15 protein-coding genes are annotated in these 15,692 nt (G+C 48.0%); 8 read left to right on the plus strand and 7 right to left on the minus strand.

From position 1 onward, the window contains the following. Window positions 1-82: 82 nt before the first annotated feature. Window positions 83-2,041 carry a DNA topoisomerase (ATP-hydrolyzing) subunit B gene (gene gyrB / locus ACXIT9_RS02425; protein WP_458054652.1) on the minus strand — a complete coding sequence of 653 codons (1,959 nt, stop codon included), beginning with the start codon at window positions 2,039-2,041 and terminating at the stop codon, window positions 83-85. 352 nt (window positions 2,042-2,393) lie between these two features. Between gyrB and ACXIT9_RS02430 the strand changes: the two genes are divergently transcribed. The 3 genes from ACXIT9_RS02430 (at window position 2,394) to ACXIT9_RS02440 (ending at window position 5,228) form a co-directional block, all read left to right on the plus strand. After that, the gene (locus tag ACXIT9_RS02430) at window positions 2,394-3,152 is read left to right on the plus strand and encodes a bacteriorhodopsin (protein ID WP_458054653.1); all 759 of its coding nucleotides are present in this window, start codon (window positions 2,394-2,396) and stop codon (window positions 3,150-3,152) included. Between the two features lie 62 nt (window positions 3,153-3,214). Continuing rightward, window positions 3,215-4,357: a lycopene cyclase family protein gene (locus ACXIT9_RS02435; RefSeq protein WP_458054654.1), complete on the plus strand. Its 1,143-nt coding sequence runs from the start codon at window positions 3,215-3,217 to the stop codon at window positions 4,355-4,357. 70 nt (window positions 4,358-4,427) lie between these two features. Next, window positions 4,428-5,228 (plus strand): Brp/Blh family beta-carotene 15,15'-dioxygenase, encoded by an 801-nt coding sequence (locus ACXIT9_RS02440; protein WP_458054655.1) that lies wholly within the window; start codon window positions 4,428-4,430, stop codon window positions 5,226-5,228. On the opposite strand, the gene ACXIT9_RS02445 is transcribed toward ACXIT9_RS02440, so the two are convergent. Genes ACXIT9_RS02445 through ACXIT9_RS02455 form a run of 3 tightly spaced genes read right to left on the minus strand, consistent with a single transcriptional unit; the run spans window position 5,203 to window position 7,393 of the window. Next, window positions 5,203-5,568: a CoA-binding protein gene (locus tag ACXIT9_RS02445; protein WP_458054656.1), complete on the minus strand. Its 366-nt coding sequence runs from the start codon at window positions 5,566-5,568 to the stop codon at window positions 5,203-5,205. The genes ACXIT9_RS02440 and ACXIT9_RS02445 overlap by 26 nt on opposite strands. Before the next feature lie 51 nt (window positions 5,569-5,619). Further along, entirely contained in the window at window positions 5,620-6,573 is a 954-nt protein-coding gene (locus ACXIT9_RS02450; protein WP_458054657.1) for a GNAT family N-acyltransferase, read from the minus strand. A 10-nt stretch (window positions 6,574-6,583) separates the two neighbouring features. Beyond that, window positions 6,584-7,393: a 1-acyl-sn-glycerol-3-phosphate acyltransferase gene (locus ACXIT9_RS02455; RefSeq protein ID WP_458054658.1), complete on the minus strand. Its 810-nt coding sequence runs from the start codon at window positions 7,391-7,393 to the stop codon at window positions 6,584-6,586. 237 nt (window positions 7,394-7,630) lie between these two features. Between ACXIT9_RS02455 and ACXIT9_RS02460 the strand changes: the two genes are divergently transcribed. The 5 genes from ACXIT9_RS02460 to msrB all read left to right on the plus strand — a co-directional run bounded on the left by ACXIT9_RS02460 (window position 7,631) and on the right by msrB (window position 13,545). Further along, window positions 7,631-8,473 carry an SDR family NAD(P)-dependent oxidoreductase gene (locus tag ACXIT9_RS02460; protein ID WP_458054659.1) on the plus strand — a complete coding sequence of 281 codons (843 nt, stop codon included), beginning with the start codon at window positions 7,631-7,633 and terminating at the stop codon, window positions 8,471-8,473. Window positions 8,474-8,547: 74 nt separating this feature from the next. Then, on the plus strand, window positions 8,548-9,450 hold the full coding sequence (locus ACXIT9_RS02465; RefSeq protein WP_458054660.1) for a class I SAM-dependent methyltransferase: 903 nt from the start codon (window positions 8,548-8,550) through the stop codon (window positions 9,448-9,450). A 6-nt stretch (window positions 9,451-9,456) separates the two neighbouring features. Beyond that, a complete protein-coding gene (locus ACXIT9_RS02470) occupies window positions 9,457-10,659 on the plus strand; it encodes an aspartate aminotransferase family protein (RefSeq protein ID WP_458054661.1) in 1,203 nt (400 codons plus the stop codon). Between the two features lie 34 nt (window positions 10,660-10,693). Further along, window positions 10,694-13,090 carry a penicillin acylase family protein gene (locus tag ACXIT9_RS02475; RefSeq protein WP_458054662.1) on the plus strand — a complete coding sequence of 799 codons (2,397 nt, stop codon included), beginning with the start codon at window positions 10,694-10,696 and terminating at the stop codon, window positions 13,088-13,090. Window positions 13,091-13,119: 29 nt separating this feature from the next. After that, window positions 13,120-13,545 carry a peptide-methionine (R)-S-oxide reductase MsrB gene (gene msrB / locus ACXIT9_RS02480; protein ID WP_458054663.1) on the plus strand — a complete coding sequence of 142 codons (426 nt, stop codon included), beginning with the start codon at window positions 13,120-13,122 and terminating at the stop codon, window positions 13,543-13,545. A gap of 51 nt (window positions 13,546-13,596) precedes the next feature. On the opposite strand, the gene mog is transcribed toward msrB, so the two are convergent. The 3 genes from mog to ACXIT9_RS02495 are packed head-to-tail and all read right to left on the minus strand — an operon-like array spanning window position 13,597 to window position 15,692. Further along, window positions 13,597-14,124 carry a molybdopterin adenylyltransferase gene (gene mog / locus ACXIT9_RS02485; RefSeq protein ID WP_458054664.1) on the minus strand — a complete coding sequence of 176 codons (528 nt, stop codon included), beginning with the start codon at window positions 14,122-14,124 and terminating at the stop codon, window positions 13,597-13,599. Window positions 14,125-14,140: 16 nt separating this feature from the next. Further along, complete coding sequence (locus ACXIT9_RS02490) at window positions 14,141-14,575, minus strand: molybdenum cofactor biosynthesis protein MoaE (RefSeq protein ID WP_458054665.1); 435 nt, start codon at window positions 14,573-14,575, stop codon at window positions 14,141-14,143. After that, a complete protein-coding gene (locus ACXIT9_RS02495) occupies window positions 14,565-15,692 on the minus strand; it encodes a ThiF family adenylyltransferase (RefSeq protein WP_458054666.1) in 1,128 nt (375 codons plus the stop codon). Before ACXIT9_RS02495 ends, ACXIT9_RS02490 begins: the two co-directional genes overlap by 11 nt.

Here is a 15,692-nt window from a genome sequence, read left to right on the forward strand (position 1 = left end):
GTACTCGTAAAAAATTCCTTAAAGTTACAGAATAGCCTACATAAAAAAAGGGGCAAAAGCCCCTTTTCGTTTTCCTTATATTTTACGTATCGATTTTCGCGTATTTCGCATTTTTCTCGATAAAATCTCTTCGCGGAGCCACCTCATCCCCCATCAGCATGGAGAAAAGATGATCGGCCGCAGCGGCAGAGTCTATCGTTACCTGCTTTAGGGTGCGCGTGTCAGGATCCATGGTCGTCGTCCAAAGTTGCTCTGGATTCATCTCCCCTAACCCTTTGTAACGCTGGATGTTGACACTCTCTAGTTTGCCCTCTCCCGCCATTTCAGCAGTTAAAATCTTCCGTTCTTCCTCTGTCCAGCAGTAACGCTCATCCTTGCCTTTTTTCAACAAATACAGGGGTGGCTGCGCGATGTAGACATAACCTTTCTCTATAAGCGTTTTCATGTAACGGAAGAATAACGTGAGGATGAGCGTCCGAATATGGCTACCATCAATATCGGCATCGGTCATGATGATGATTTTATGGTATCGAAGGTTACTTAAATCCAACTCTTTATCGTCTGCTAGTGTCCCAAACTTTACGCCTAATGCGGTAAGGATATTTTTAATTTCATCGTTATCGTAGATTTTATGCTCATGCGCTTTTTCTACGTTCAAAATCTTTCCTTTAAGCGGTAGGATGGCTTGAAAATCCCGATTACGTCCCTGTTTGGCGGATCCACCGGCTGAATCTCCTTCCACTAGATAGAGTTCGCAAATGCTAGGATCAGTGTTGGCACAGTCGGCTAGCTTTCCAGGTAATCCACCCCCACCGAGTACATTTTTCCGCTGGACCATTTCACGTGCCTTACGTGCGGCATGGCGCGCCTGAGCTGCCAAAATCACCTTACCCACTATGATTTTAGCTTCCCGAGGATGTTCTTCCAGCCAAATCTGTAGCACTTCGCTCACGGAACCATCCACTGCGCCCACTACATCTGAGTTACCGAGTTTGGTCTTGGTCTGCCCTTCAAATTGGGGCTCAGCCACTTTCACGGAAACCACAGCTGTCAGGCCTTCGCGAAAATCATCGCCGGAAACTTCGATTTTTAATTTGTCGAGCATGCCTGATTTATCGGCATAACTTTTTAGCGTTCGTGTGAGCGCACGACGAAATCCAGAAACGTGCGTTCCTCCCTCATAGGTATTAATGGTGTTTACGTAGGACACCACGTTTTCGGTGTAGGAATTATTATAAGACATGGCGACCTGTACGGGAACGCCATTTCTTTCGGATTCGATATAAATAGGCTCTGCGATGATTTTCTCGCGTGTAGCATCCAGATACTGAACGAATTCAACTAATCCCCCTTCCGAGAAAAATTCATCCTTGCGCGGCTGACCGTCATCGTCTATTTCGCGCAAATCTGTTAGCGTAATACGAATGCCAGCGTTTAGAAAAGACATTTCTCGCAACCTGTTCGCTATCGTTTCATACTTGTACTCCGTTACCGTAAAAATACTAGCATCGGGCACAAAGTGGATGATCGTTCCGCGTTTATTCGTGGTTCCGATTTCACGAACATCGTGCTGGGGAGCTCCTATAGCATAGCTTTGCTCATAGATCTTCCCTCCTCTATGTACCTCTGCACGTAGATGAGTAGATAGCGCATTCACGCAGGATACCCCCACACCGTGTAGACCACCGGAAACTTTATAGGTGTCTTTATCAAATTTACCTCCCGCATGCAATACCGTCATGACGACCTCTAAGGCAGATTTTTTTTCTTTGGGGTGATAATCTGTAGGGATACCTCGTCCATTGTCTTCTACTGTCACTGAATTATCAGCGTTTACCGTTACGTGTATCGTGTCACAGTGTCCCGCAAGCGCCTCATCCACAGAGTTATCGACTACTTCCCAGATCAGGTGATGCAAACCTTTTATGCCAATGTCACCAATGTACATGGCCGGCCTTTTTCTTACTGCTTCTAATCCTTCTAATACCGTAATATTCCCGGCAGAATAATCTTTATTATTCTCCTTAATTTCTTCGCTCATAATCTCTGTTTAATCGGGCAATTAACGCGTTGAGAGTGTTTTAAAAAGGTTATTTTCAAAGTGTAATATTACACAAAATTACGGAATAAACCGCTTAAATGCCGCATTATTTGATGCTGATCGCTTAATCCCCTATGACCAGACAGGAGAGCAAAAAAGGTCTTGTCTACTTGCTCTGTAGGAAACACATAATTTACATTTTTGAGTCGTTGGTACCAACAAGAATCGGTTTCGGTATGCTATGTTTAATTTTTAAAACTTTAAGTTAAACAAAATAGAGGACTTTTGACTTTATGGAGGTATACACCAAAATTTATTTTAAAAATCAACACTCATCTAAAATCAATCAACAATGAACACAGTGCTCACAGCCGAAATGGTCGGACTCGACCGGATCATTAACACTGATCCAATTGCCATTACATTCTTCATTGGATACATGGCTATGTTTGCTTCCGCAGTTTTCTTCTTTGTAGAAAGAAGTTCTGTAGAAGGGAAATGGAAAATGTCATTACTTGTATCAGGTTTGATAACGGGTATCGCAGCTGTCCATTATTATTACATGAGGGACTTCTATCTCCAGACGGGCGAAAGCCCTACCGCCTTCCGTTATGTAGACTGGACGCTAACTGTACCTTTGATGTGTGTGGAGTTTTACCTCTTAACGAAGCCATTCGGCGCTAAAGGGGGCACACTCTTCAAACTAATCATTGCTTCTCTTGTCATGCTGGTAACCGGCTACATCGGTGAAACTTCTGGGATTGACAACAACGTAATGTGGGGTATCTTCTCTACTGCAGGTTATTTGTACATCGTGTATGAAGTATTTGCTGGTGATGTGGCCAAACTCGCTAAGCAGTCTGATTCACCTGCGCTAGGGAGAGCCATGTTCTTATTAAAAATCTTTATCACATTAGGATGGTCTATTTATCCAATTGGATACATGGTTCTTCCAGGCAACTTATTATCAGGTGCCTTTGAGGTAAGCAGCATTGACCTCTTCTACAACTTAGCAGATGCGATTAACAAAATCGGTTTCGGTCTCGTAATCTACTACGTGGCTGTCACTGAAACTGCTAGAGCGAAGAAAAATGTAGCTGCAACGGTTTAATTAATTTCTAAAGGTATTCTCCATCAGGGGAATACCTTTTTTCTACCCTAGCAATTTTAACTATGAAATACGACATCGTCATCTGTGGGTTTGGTTGTGCGGGTATGAGTTTTCTTTTTTATGCCCTTCAGTCCACCAAACTAAATCATCTGAATATCCTAGTCATCGACCCTCAAAAGATACGGGAAAATGACCGCACTTGGTGCTACTGGGCTGAGGAACCCCTCGCTATCCACCCTAAAAATGCTCCTTTAGTATCTTGGAATACTTTTCATGTCTCCCACCCTGATCATGGTCAGATAACACGGACACTTCAGGAGTTCAACTACTACCATATTAAAGGGAGTGACTTCTATGCATCGATCTTTGAGCAGGTCACCCAATTTCCTAATGTACATTTTCTGTACGAAAAAGTTATTAACTGGGCACCCCTGCCGAATAATCGCGTACGCGTACAGACAGAAAATCACAGTATCGAAGCCGCTAAGGTCATTTGGTCGATTCCGGAAAAACCCAAACAGCCTACGCTGAAACAGGTGTTTGTGGGCTGGAAGGTAACCTTTGACCGACAGGTCATCCGGCATCATGCTGTTACGTTTATGGCCTTTGACAAGCAGGATCAGCACATGCTTGGCTTCTACTATGTTTTGCCTTACAGCGGCGACACCGCGCTAATCGAATATACCATTTACGCCAAGACACCTCCGGACAAGGGATTTTTTCATCAAAAGCTTATCGCGTACTTAAATAATCATTATCCAGGTGAAACGTACACGCTGGAATTCGAGGAGCAGGGAGCCATCCCGATGAGTACACGCCCTCCTGTACGTAGCGAGGCACATCCGAATGTCATCTACTCGGGTACAGCTGGCGCATGTACGAAGGCTTCCACAGGTTTTACCTTTATGAATGTGCAGCGTTTTAGCCAACAGGTGGTCATGGCACTGCATCAGGATTTCGAGCGACCGGTTCGTCTACGAAAAATTGCCCGTTTTGGCTTCTATGATAACATTTTGTTAAATGCCGCAGTAAAAGGAATCGCCCCACTCGATGAATTATTGCATGAAATGTTTGTCAAAAACGACGGAGACAGCATCTTACGCTTTTTAGATGAACAGAGCCATCTTGGTGAGGAAGTGAAGCTTTTGGCTTCTCTTACCTTCAAACCCTACATCCAATCTCTTTTGGCCTATGCACGCTATTAGTCCAAGCGTACGCTGGATAGCTACAGGAATATTTTTGCTCATAGGTTCCTTAAGTGCACCTAATGGCCCTATGCAGTTGCTCATTTTCGCACTCACCATGGTCACCGTAGGTATACCCCATGGAGCGGTGGATCACCTTTTGGCATCTGCTACCCAGCCTTCAACTTGGAAATTTTATGTGCGTTACTTAGGCGTCATGGCTGCCTACACCTTGTTTTGGGTGCTCGCTCCCCTGCCCGCACTCCTACTTTTTTTACTGGTGTCCGCCTATCATTTTGGGCAGATGCACCTAGCTAGTACCTCACCCGGGCTACTCCAAAAAATACGCTACTGCAGCATAGGCTTCGGCTTTTTGGGTTTAATCGTCTTTGGCGACTGGGAAGCTTCAGCAGCTCTTTTGGCTAGCTTTTTTACCCTGCCGGATTTACATCAGTATCAAAATGCTTTCGTAGCGTTAAGTATGCTATTGTTGCTGCCTTTATATGCCCATTATCCTCGAAATGCCAGGTTGTGGCTTGCCATCACCCTACTTGCTTTTAGCCTTTGGATACTCCCTCTATATCTGAGTTTTGCGCTGTATTTTGGTTTTTGGCACAGTCTTCCCTCTTTAAAAATAGAATATATAGGCCTAAAGGCCAAAGGAGACGTAGCCCATCACACCGATTTTATCCGTCAGCTACTTCCTTTTAGCCTGCTTAGCCTGGTGGGTATCGCCTGTTTGCTCGTGGTCGGTATGCGCTATCTGGCCCCGGACCAATTGATGCTTCTTTTCTTTGTTCTCGTTTCACTTATCACAGCCCCACATGTACTGGTGATGGATAGGTATATCGAGAAGGAGTTTAAGGCTAAAATAGGCCGGTTCGAAGCATGACTAGGTTACAGTAATTCCGCGCCTCTATCTGCTCTTTTTCTAATTCAGCGGCGAATTCTTTATTTTCAGCTCCTGGATTAAAAATGACACGCTTTGGTTTTAATGAGCGGATGTAATCGTAATATTGTTCTTGATTTTTCGCTGACATATAGAGTGTCACCGTGTGAACGTCTGGAATATCAGGAAATTCACGAATGTCTAAAATTTCCTCTCCGAAAAGCTCCCCAGGTTTTAGTCCGACAGGGACAAAAGGAATATTTTTTTCTTTTAACAGCTCTGCTGCCATGTAGGAATAGCGGATGGGATTAGGCGATGCACCTAAAATTACGGTCTTTTTCATACTTTTACGGGTGGACGGATAGGCTTTTTGTGGTTCTCGCTACGCTTGGCTCTACGCTCTGGAGCCGAAGATACGATCCCGCTCAAAGGTATCCATGTGACGATGTTTTTTACTTTCATAAATATCAGCAATCGTAATTAAGATTCCTGTTTCTTCTACTGCGCCAAACTCATCATTCAGGGCAGTACCAAAGGTCTTCATGCTCGGCGAAAGATTCATATACGTATTAATTAAGGGAGGAATATTTTCGCCTAGAGCCCGAACACGCGCATTTAGTTGTTTATATCCCTCCTTATAATCTTTCCCTTCAAAGAGCGCACCAAATGCACTTACATCCTGATGATAGCTCAACTTTAATGCCGGCAAAGGCCTTACAAGCTCTTCTTTATCAGGGAAATAGTGCTGCATAAAATACAAAAGTAAATCGCGCGCTTCCTGATTATAATGGGGATACATGGTCACCTTTCCAAATAAATATTTCACATCAGGGTGCAGCATGACCACAGCTCCTAGTCCGTCCCATAAATTGTCTAGCGAAAAAAGCCCTTTACGGTTATCCTTGGAAGGCTGATATTTCGGCTGTACAAAAGACCGACCCAGTTCAATCGTGTAAGGAATATACTCTTCAACAAACTTATCCGAAAAAGAAAATAAATGGGTGGTAGAAAGGTTTAAGACTCCGTTCACCTCAGTGGCATGCTTGCAGTAAATCAAGCGGTAGCCCGCTACGATCTCTTCGTCTATCGGATTCCAGGTAATCAGCTGCTGATAACAATCCGCACAGGTGTCGTTTTCATCTAAATCCAACGCAAGGCCTGTTCCTCCTCCCGCTCCACGAAAAGTAAGCTCGCGTAATCGCCCGATTTCACGCACCGTCTCGGGTGCATTATGATGATCTACGAGGTAGATATGGTTATTGCCATTATTGGTGTAGCGTAAAAACCGCTCCGGACTTAATTCTTTCTTTAAAATAGCTCGATCAATGGGCGCTATAATCTCTTGCATAACTATTTCTTTAAACCATTTCGTAAACCCTTCGCTTCACATCTGCTGCCCACTCCATTTCGGTCTTCTGCTTATCGAAGTAGCTGTAAGCGATCGGTTTACCGATATGTATGGTAACGGTCTTTCCTCTTTGTGAAAACAGCTCATCAGCCAAATAAAACATTTCTATATTCGTCTGTATGCCAATTAACTTTCTAATTTTCGCTAAATTATAAAAAAAAGAAGAATTTCTACCTGCTATATAAACGGGAACCACATCTTTTTTATACCGTTTCGCATAACTAATAAAACTTTTTTTCCATTCTAGATCCTGGATGCCTCCTTTTTGCTTCCGCGAAACCAGCCCTGCAGGAAAAATGAGCACGGCATGCGGGCCTGCATAGGTGTCGCTAATCAGCTTACTCACAGCACGACTATTAGCACCGTGTTTGTTGACAGGAATAAACAGCGGCTCGAAATTTTTAATATGGGTAAGGATATCGTTTACTAAAAAACGAATGTCTGAGCGATACTTACCCAGTGCATGCATAAAGGCAATGCCATCCATCCCCCCTAGTGGGTGGTTCGCGGCGAAAATCACCGGGCGATCCAGTGGAATATTGTCCGCTCCTTCTAAATTAACCGTCACTCCGAACTCCTCTATCAGTGCATCCGTGAACTCCAAGCCCTGTAAATGACCTGTTTTCCCCATAACAGCATTTATCTCATCCTCGTGCACGATGTGCTTGATGTAGGAAAGTACAAATCCCGGCAACCAGCGATGCAGGGAAGGGTTTTTTTCCTTTAAAACCTGCTCGATATCGATAAATTTCTTTTGCATGCGTGACTCTTACCCGACTTCTAGAAAAAAGGGTGTATAAGCTTTTGATTTACACACTCCTACAGCAAGGAAGTGCAGACTTTCTCAATTATCTACTATTTAATTAAATTCAAACATACGAAAATAAATGCAAAATTCCCGTTCTTTTTGCGGCGAACAGCCGCGCAAACAAGGTCTATGGAAACTGAAAACTTAGAACAAAGTACCCAATCGAAACGTTTGTAAAAGAAAAAAAGCATGAAAACTTTAGCCATTACGGGCCCTACCTCGGGCATTGGAAAGGAGACCGTTAGGGCCCTCCTGCCCCACTTTCAGCGCATCGTACTTTTAGCGCGTGATGAAAAAAAAGCACAGCAGCTAATCGGTAGTTTTACGCTGGCAGAACAGCAGAAATTAGACTTTGTCGCTTGCGACCTGATGCGTATGGACAGTGTGCTCGCCGCCGCAGAAGCGCTCGCAGAAAAGCTACCGCATTTAGATGTCTTGGTGAATAATGCAGGTGGCATTTTCGATGAAAAAACCATGACAGCGGATGGTTTCGAGCAGTCGTTAAGTGTAAATCACATGGGACATATGCTGCTGACGCTTAAGCTGCTCCCTTTGCTGCTCCGCAGCCAACTGAAAAAAGTCATCCAGGTAGCATCCGAAGCACATAAAGGAGCCTCTCCTCGATGGGAAGATCTGAGCTATGCCCAGAGAAGTTACAAGGGGTTTCAAGCCTATGCAAACGTGAAGCTCTTTAACATCCTAATGGCCAAATCGCTTGTGGATCACTACGGCGAGCAGGGGCTACAGGCCTTCTCACTGCATCCGGGAGTGGTGAAGACGAATTTTGCAGCCGACACGAAGGGGATTTTTAAATTCTTTTGGAAGTTGGCGGGACCCTTCATGATTACGGCTGAGCAAGGTGCGAAAACGACAGTGAAGCTGGCAAAGGAAAAAATTCCATCCGCCTATAACGGTGCTTACTTTAAAAAAGAAAAGGCAGCCTCTTGTTCTTCGCTAGCCCGTAGCCAAAAGGCCCGCGAGCGGCTTTGGGAAGCAAGTATGGAGCTCCTGCAGCCCTGGCTGGCACGCTAGGCAGAAGAAGTGGCCACGGGCTGAATTGCGTATGCCCACAAAAAGCGCTTTCTTTGCACGGATATTTTGCCTTTATGAAGCACGACATACAACTGCTCCACCCGGAAAATTGGGATGCCTATGCCCTGATCGACTGCGGTGGATTCGAGAAATTAGAACGATTCGGAGATCGCATCATGCGCAGACCGGAACCACAAGCCATCTGGGATAAAAGCCTTTCGGAAGCAGAATGGAGCCGACTAGCAGACGCTTCCTTCCGAAAAGAAAAGCACAACCCCGAGAAAGGACAGTGGGAGTTTAAGCATAAGCTGGCTCATAACTGGCAGATTCCCTACCAAAATCCGGAGGGACTCCAGCTGAAGCTCAACCTCGCCACGACTTCTTTTAAACATATCGGCTTGTTTCCAGAGCAGGCGGTCAACTGGGACTACATCTACCGGCAGGTTAAGGCCATGCCTGTGGAAAATCCGCGGGTGCTGAATTTGTTCGCCTACACAGGAGCGGCCAGCCTAGCGGCCAAAGCGGCTGGCGCAGAGGTGACCCACTTGGATGCCGTGAAACAGGTAGTGACCTGGAGCAGGCATAATATGGAATCAAGTGGACTACAAGATATCCGTTGGATCGTAGACGATGCCATGAAATTCATCAAGCGGGAGCAGCGCAGGGGCAATACCTACCACGGGATCATTTTAGATCCTCCCGCTTATGGGCGCGGTCCAGACGGTGAAAAGTGGGTGCTAGAAGAACAGGTGAATGAGCTGCTGAAGACGGCGATAAGTTTACTCGAGCCGGAGCATCATTTCTTTTTGCTCAACATGTATTCGCTCAGCTTCAGTGCGCTGATCGCGGCGAATTTAGTCCAGCAGATCAAGCCCGACCAAAGGGAGTTCAGCTATGGAGAGCTATTTCTTCAGGATGAGTTCAAGAAAAAACTTCCGCTAGGTATTTTCTATCGTTTTCATACCCAAAACGCCTAATGTATCATGCAGCATCGCCAGTTATTCCTTTCCTATATGGCCCAAACCACAGACTTTCCTTTGCTTATCGATATCGAGCGAGCCGAGGGAGTGTACCTGTATGGGCCTGATGGTAAGCGTTACCTCGATCTGATTTCTGGGATCGGTGTCTCAAATGTAGGCCATCGTCATCCAAAGGTGCTGGAGGCCATTCAGGGGCAGCTGGACAAGTATCTACACACGATGGTGTACGGCGAGTACGTCCAAAGCCCCCAGACCTTACTTGCTCAAGCGCTAGTAGAGACCCTGCCTGCACCGCTCGACAATGTATATCTGATGAATTCGGGAAGTGAGGCAGTGGAAGGAGCCCTCAAACTGGCCAAGCGTTACACGAATCGGCGGGAGTTGATTTCCTGCGTGGATGCCTATCATGGCTCCTCTCAGGGTGCACTTTCGGTGGGTGGAAATGAACGGTTTAAACGTGCCTACCGTCCTCTTCTACCCGGTGTGCGGCATATCGTATACGGGGCCTATTCTCATCTCGAGCGGATCACCACCGATACCGCTGCGGTCATCATCGAAACGGTGCAGGGAGAGGCCGGCATCCGCGTAGCTTGCACCAATTACTTTCAGGCCTTACGCCGCCGCTGTGACGAGACGGGCACGCTGCTGATCTTAGATGAAATTCAAGCCGGATTTGGACGCACGGGGAGTTTTTGGGCCTTTGAGGATTTCGGTATCGTGCCGGACATTCTCGTCTGCGCGAAAGGCATGGGAGGGGGTATGCCCATCGCCGCTTTTATTAGCTCGAAAGAGAAGATGAAGGTCTTTGCGAACAACCCGATCTTAGGCCATATCACCACATTCGGCGGACACCCTGTCAGTGCGGCTGCCTCCTTAGCCACCCTGCGCTTGATTCGTGACGGGGGCTTAGTGGATGCGGTGCACCGCAAAGCACGGCGTTTTCACGAGCTGCTGAAGCATCCGCTGATCAAAGGTATTCGCAATAAAGGCCTGCTGATGGCCGTCCAATTTGAGAGCTTCGAAGTCCTGAAGCCCATCATCGACTTAGCCATTGCCAAAGGCGTCATTACAGACTGGTTTCTTTTCTGTGACGATGCCATGCGTATCGCTCCCCCACTGACTATCAGCGAGGAAGAAATCGCCGAAGCCTGTGCGATCCTCCTGGAAGCCATCGAAGAAAGTCCCGCAGGCCAGGGCCTCCGCTAAGCCCACCTATCCCCTACACCCACTAACTGCTCGTATGAAAAAGCTCCTTTGGATTGTTCCCCTAAGCCTGTTGCTGGTCCTACTTATCGGCTTTTTTTGGCTACGCCAAAGCCATCTCCCTGCCTACTCGGGCTCTCTTCGACTCAGCAGTTTACAAGCTCCCGTAGCCATACACTACGACGCTTATGGTATTCCGCATCTGTATGCAGAAAACCTGAGTGACGCCTACCAAGCTTTCGGATGGGTGCATGCGCAGGATCGGCTTTTTCAACTGGAAATGATGCGGCGCGTGGGCACGGGAACCCTTGCGGAACTACTCGGTGAGGATTTGGTGGAAATTGATCGCTTTTTTCATACACTAGGTATTCCTGCCCATGCACGGGAGAGTGCGGAAGCCTTTCGAAAAAATGCGCCTACACCTGTACAGGATGCTGTGACCGCTTACATCGAAGGCGTAAATGCCTTTATCCGGGAGGAAAAGTGGCCACTTGAATACCGACTGCTCGGTCAAGACCCTCGTCCTTATACGTTAGAGGATATGCATGGCATTATCGGTTACATGTCCTTTACGTTCGCGATGGCGATGAAAACAGATCCCTTGGTCACCTATATCGCCGAGCGTTTGGGCCCAGACTACCTCAGCGCCCTTCACGTACATACCGGGCCCGAGCACAGCCGGATTCCCAACCATTACGAGGGACGCTGGATGCAGCGTGCTGATCCACGTGTTCCGCAGGCAGCACTGGCGAAGCTTCTTGAAAAGCTCCCCGTCCCCCTTCTGATGGGCAGTAATGCCTGGGTGCTTTCTGGGGAGCGAAGTGCCTCAGGACAAGTGCTCTTCGCGAATGACACACATATCGGCTTTGCACAGCCTTCGGTCTGGTACGAGGCGCATTTGGAGACGCCCGAGCTACAGTTTTATGGCAATCATCTAGCCGGTGTTCCTTTCGGTCTGGTAGGGCATAGCCGAACGCATGCCTTCGGCCTTACGATGTTTGAAAACGATGATCAGGATTTTTTCGTGGAGACAGTTAATCCAGAAAATGAGCTGGAAGTACGTTTTGGAGAGGCTTGGGAGCCACTGAAAGTGCGTGAGGTGACCCTAGCGGTCAAAGATGCCGATTCGGTTTCCTTTCAGGTGTTTGAGAGCCGGCATGGGCCTCTTATGCAAGAAGTTTTGCCTGAATTACAGGCCGTAACCGAGCAGCCTGTGAGTACGTGGTGGATCTATACGAAACAAGAAACCCGTGCACTAGAGGCGCTTTACCGATTAAACCATGCCGAAAATCCAGAAGAGGTAGCTGCGGCTGCGGCCCTCATCCATGCCCCTGGCTTGAACATCATGTACGGAGATGCTGCTGGCAATATCGCCTGGTGGGCTGCCGCTCAACTTTATGAGCGCCCGGAGGGGGTGGATGCGAAAATTTTTCGCGATGGCAGTAAGCCAGAACAAGCGGAGCAGCGCATGCTTCCGTTTTCTCAAAACCCACAAAGCATTAACCCACCCTCAGGCTACGTGATTTCGGCTAATAATCAGCCGGATACTTTGGCCAACGGCCTCCTCTACCCGGGCTATTACTATCCCGGCGACCGCTGGGCTCGTATCGCGGAGTTACTCGAGACACAAGAAAAATGGACCCTATCCGGGATGCAGGCGATCCATTTAGATGTAAAAAACAAGCAATTTCCTAGCTATGCAGCGGCCCTATTAGAGGCTATTTCATCGGAAGATTTTAAAGATATAGCACCTGCTTTAACGGACTTAGCTGCTTGGGATGGAGACCATGACCTAGGCAGCAGCGCTCCACTTCTGTACTACACCTGGCTGTACTACACGCTACAGGAAATGATGGAAGACGAGTTGGGCGCTGATTTTTTTGAAGGCTATTTGAAAACGTTTCTCCATATCCGCAGCGTGGGAAAGCTGCTGCTTGATCCTTCGCATGCTTGGTGGAACCGGGTGGATGAGACAGGCACGCAGACTTCTGAGCAAATTATCCGACGAGGCCTGGAAAAAGCGCAGGAGGTTCTTTTGGCTCGTTATGGAAAGGTAGAGACTTGGACCTGGTCGCGCGCGGTAACGCTGGAACACCCCCATCCACTGGGGGCTGTAGCACCCCTGGATAAGCTATTTAATGTGCCTGCACCAGTGGTGCCCGCCAATGAGGAGACGGTGAATAAGCTGGCTTTTGATTTAAATGGCACAGGTGCATTCTCGGTACGCTCCGGTCCTGCCATGCGCATCCTGTTGGATTTTGGAGATGTCGATGCAGCGCTTTCCGTTTTGCCTACCGGCCAAAGTGGGAATCGTTTTAGCCCACACTATGCGGATCAGGTGAAGCTGTTCACGGAAGGAAAATACCGTCCGATGGACATGAACCGGGAACGGATTCAAAACCAATCCCGTTCAAAATTGGTTTTACAACCGTAAACTAGACCCAATGTCTTAACGCCTGAATTATGAAAAAGAACCGTGTTCCCCATACCTATCCGCATCAAAAGTCAGAGGAAGAGTGGAAGCAGCTGCTTGACGACAAGAGCTATCATATTTTACGGGAGAAGGGCACGGAAAGGCCTTTTACCGGCACCTATTACCTGAATAAGGAAACGGGCATCTACCAGTGTAAGGGCTGTGGCCAGGAGATTTTCCATTCTGCCGCCAAATACGATAGCGGTTGCGGCTGGCCTTCCTTCACTGCACCCGTACGCCCGGAGGCAATCCGTGTGGAGATGGACTACAGCCATTTTATGATTCGGGAGGAAATTCTATGTGCCAACTGTGGGGGGCACCTGGGACATCGCTTCCCGGACGGGCCTGCTGACCGCGGGGGAATTCGCTACTGCATTAACTCTGCATCGATGGATTTCGAATCACAGGAAGAGTAGCGATGGGTGCCATAAACAGTCGTCTGTTCGGCTCCTTCCCTGCTGCCGGCCTTATTTCTTCTTTGGGCGGAAAACCTGAATAGCTTCCGGGTTTCCCTCCAAATAAGGGCCTTCGATGAGATCGATACAGTAAGGTATAGCGGGAAAAACAGCCTCTAAGCACTCGCGAATAGCCGCTGGCTTTCCTGGAAGATTGAGTATCAAGCTATTGCCTCTAATTCCCGCTGTCTGTCGGGATAGAATCGCTGTAGGAACAGACTTTAGGCTGACAGCTCGCATCAACTCCCCAAAACCAGGAAGCATTTTCTCGCATACCGCCTCTGTAGCTTCGGGTGTGACATCGCGTTTAGCAGGCCCCGTCCCTCCCGTGGTGATGATAAGACAGCAGCTCTCTTCATCCGCTAAGGCTTTCATCGTGGCTTCCAAAAGGTCCTGCTCATCGGGAACGACACGGTAGACGGCCTCATACGGACTTGCTAAATACTCATCCAATACCGTCAAGATTCCCTTGCCCGAAATGTCCTCATAAATTTTGGCCGCCGCGCGGTCTGAAGAGGTAATAACACCAATTTTGATCATTGTTCTCTCGTACGTTTTAAGTATTTACTTTCCATACATCTCCCCCATCTTCAAGTAATTCCTTCCCCCAAATAGGGAGATCGAACTTGACCCGCTCCACCAGCTCTCGTTCTGCTGAAAGCGTGGCATCCCGACGGGCTCCTGCGACGAAAATCACCATGCACAGCTGCCCCACAGCCACTTCCCCTTCACTATGTATGACAGTCATATCCTGAATGGCATAGCGTGCGGCTATATCTTTCACTATGAACTCGAACTCCTTATACGCCATTTCCTTATAGGCGCTAAACTGAATTGCACGCACCTTTCCTGCTGCTTTGACATCACCACGGATACGTCCTAAGAAGAGCGCATGCGCACCGATTCCATTTTGATCTTCATAAGCAGCCACTAAATGAGCTACCCGATTGGCGGGGATAGGTCCCGACTGAAATTCTAAACTACTGGCCATCGTTATTGTGTTTTATCCAAGCGTTTATTCCTCCTGCGATTCCAATAAATTGATGCTCCGGAAACTGCGTTTTCAAAGTAGCTACAGCCCGCTTACTCCGTATGCCGGACTGACAAAAGACGGCCACCTGGCGTGGGACTTTAGCTTTGCCGAATACCTGCGTCGCCTCCTGTTCGAATCGACTTAAAGGGAGCTCCAGGAGTCGATTGGGATTGATTTCTAATTTCGGTTGCTCCGCCTCCTCCCGTACATCCAAAAGGATGGTCTGCTGGGTTTTGGCCTGCCGCAGCGCTGTTTCCCAAGGGATTTCTTCTTCCTGTAGGCCACAGGGTACGGCGTATGACTGTGCCAAAAGAGCTTCCCAATTGGCAGGGGCTGCTGCACGCCCTTTCGGATCTGCTACTAGACGAATGGACTGCATGCGGTACCCTTTTAAAGAAAACAGGCAGAGGGTATTGTGCAGGTACAGCTCCTTTCCCACGATGAAAGAGAGCGTCTCTGCGGCCATCATATTTCCGATTATTCCCGGTAAGACCCCGAGAACACCTGCCTCGGCGCAGTTCGGCACCTCACCTGGAGCTGGGAGAGCTGGAAATAGGTCGCGATAATTCGCTGCATAGCCTGCTGCATCTGGATGGTGCAGTAACACTGCATGGCCACTATCTCGGAAAATAGCCCCAAAAACTAAGGGCAATCCGAGTAGAGCGCAGCTGTCATTCACCAGATATCTCGTCTCGAAATTATCGCTGCCATCCACGATCACATCATAGTCCGACAGCAGGTCCTTTAGGTGCGCGTCTGGCTGAATTCCGCTGGCATGTACCCGAATGTGGAGTTCAGGGTTTAGCGCCCGCAAATAGGCCGCTGCGAGTTCGGCTTTGGGCTGGCCCACTTCAGCCGTTTTAAACACCGTTTGGCGATGTAAATTGCTCAGTGAAACGGTATCGAAATCGCAGACCCCGAGGGTGCCTACTCCTGCGCCGGCTAATGCCAAAAGTACGGGTAGCCCTAGACCGCCTGCTCCTACGACCAGAACACGCGCTTGGCTTAGTTTCTTTTGGGCCTCCGGCCCAAAACCTGGGACCAACTGCTGTCTGCTGTAGCGGTTATCTTCCAT

This window comes from Nitritalea sp., assembly GCF_054166705.1.

Excerpts from the sequence above, each read along its gene's own strand:
- ACXIT9_RS02455 (WP_458054658.1), bottom strand. The coding sequence starts at position 7,393 with ATGCAAAAGAAATTTATCGATATCGAGCAGGTTTTAAAGGAAAAAAAC.
- gyrB (WP_458054652.1), bottom strand. The coding sequence starts at position 2,041 with ATGAGCGAAGAAATTAAGGAGAATAATAAAGATTATTCTGCCGGGAAT.
- ACXIT9_RS02450 (WP_458054657.1), bottom strand. The coding sequence starts at position 6,573 with ATGCAAGAGATTATAGCGCCCATTGATCGAGCTATTTTAAAGAAAGAA.
- ACXIT9_RS02445 (WP_458054656.1), bottom strand. The coding sequence starts at position 5,568 with ATGAAAAAGACCGTAATTTTAGGTGCATCGCCTAATCCCATCCGCTAT.
- ACXIT9_RS02470 (WP_458054661.1), top strand. The coding sequence starts at position 9,457 with ATGCAGCATCGCCAGTTATTCCTTTCCTATATGGCCCAAACCACAGAC.
- ACXIT9_RS02490 (WP_458054665.1), bottom strand. The coding sequence starts at position 14,575 with ATGGCCAGTAGTTTAGAATTTCAGTCGGGACCTATCCCCGCCAATCGG.
- ACXIT9_RS02440 (WP_458054655.1), top strand. The coding sequence starts at position 4,428 with ATGCAGTTGCTCATTTTCGCACTCACCATGGTCACCGTAGGTATACCC.
- ACXIT9_RS02435 (WP_458054654.1), top strand. The coding sequence starts at position 3,215 with ATGAAATACGACATCGTCATCTGTGGGTTTGGTTGTGCGGGTATGAGT.
- ACXIT9_RS02430 (WP_458054653.1), top strand. The coding sequence starts at position 2,394 with ATGAACACAGTGCTCACAGCCGAAATGGTCGGACTCGACCGGATCATT.
- ACXIT9_RS02475 (WP_458054662.1), top strand. The coding sequence starts at position 10,694 with ATGAAAAAGCTCCTTTGGATTGTTCCCCTAAGCCTGTTGCTGGTCCTA.
- ACXIT9_RS02465 (WP_458054660.1), top strand. The coding sequence starts at position 8,548 with ATGAAGCACGACATACAACTGCTCCACCCGGAAAATTGGGATGCCTAT.
- ACXIT9_RS02460 (WP_458054659.1), top strand. The coding sequence starts at position 7,631 with ATGAAAACTTTAGCCATTACGGGCCCTACCTCGGGCATTGGAAAGGAG.
- mog (WP_458054664.1), bottom strand. The coding sequence starts at position 14,124 with ATGATCAAAATTGGTGTTATTACCTCTTCAGACCGCGCGGCGGCCAAA.
- msrB (WP_458054663.1), top strand. The coding sequence starts at position 13,120 with ATGAAAAAGAACCGTGTTCCCCATACCTATCCGCATCAAAAGTCAGAG.
- ACXIT9_RS02495 (WP_458054666.1), bottom strand. The coding sequence starts at position 15,692 with ATGGAAGATAACCGCTACAGCAGACAGCAGTTGGTCCCAGGTTTTGGG.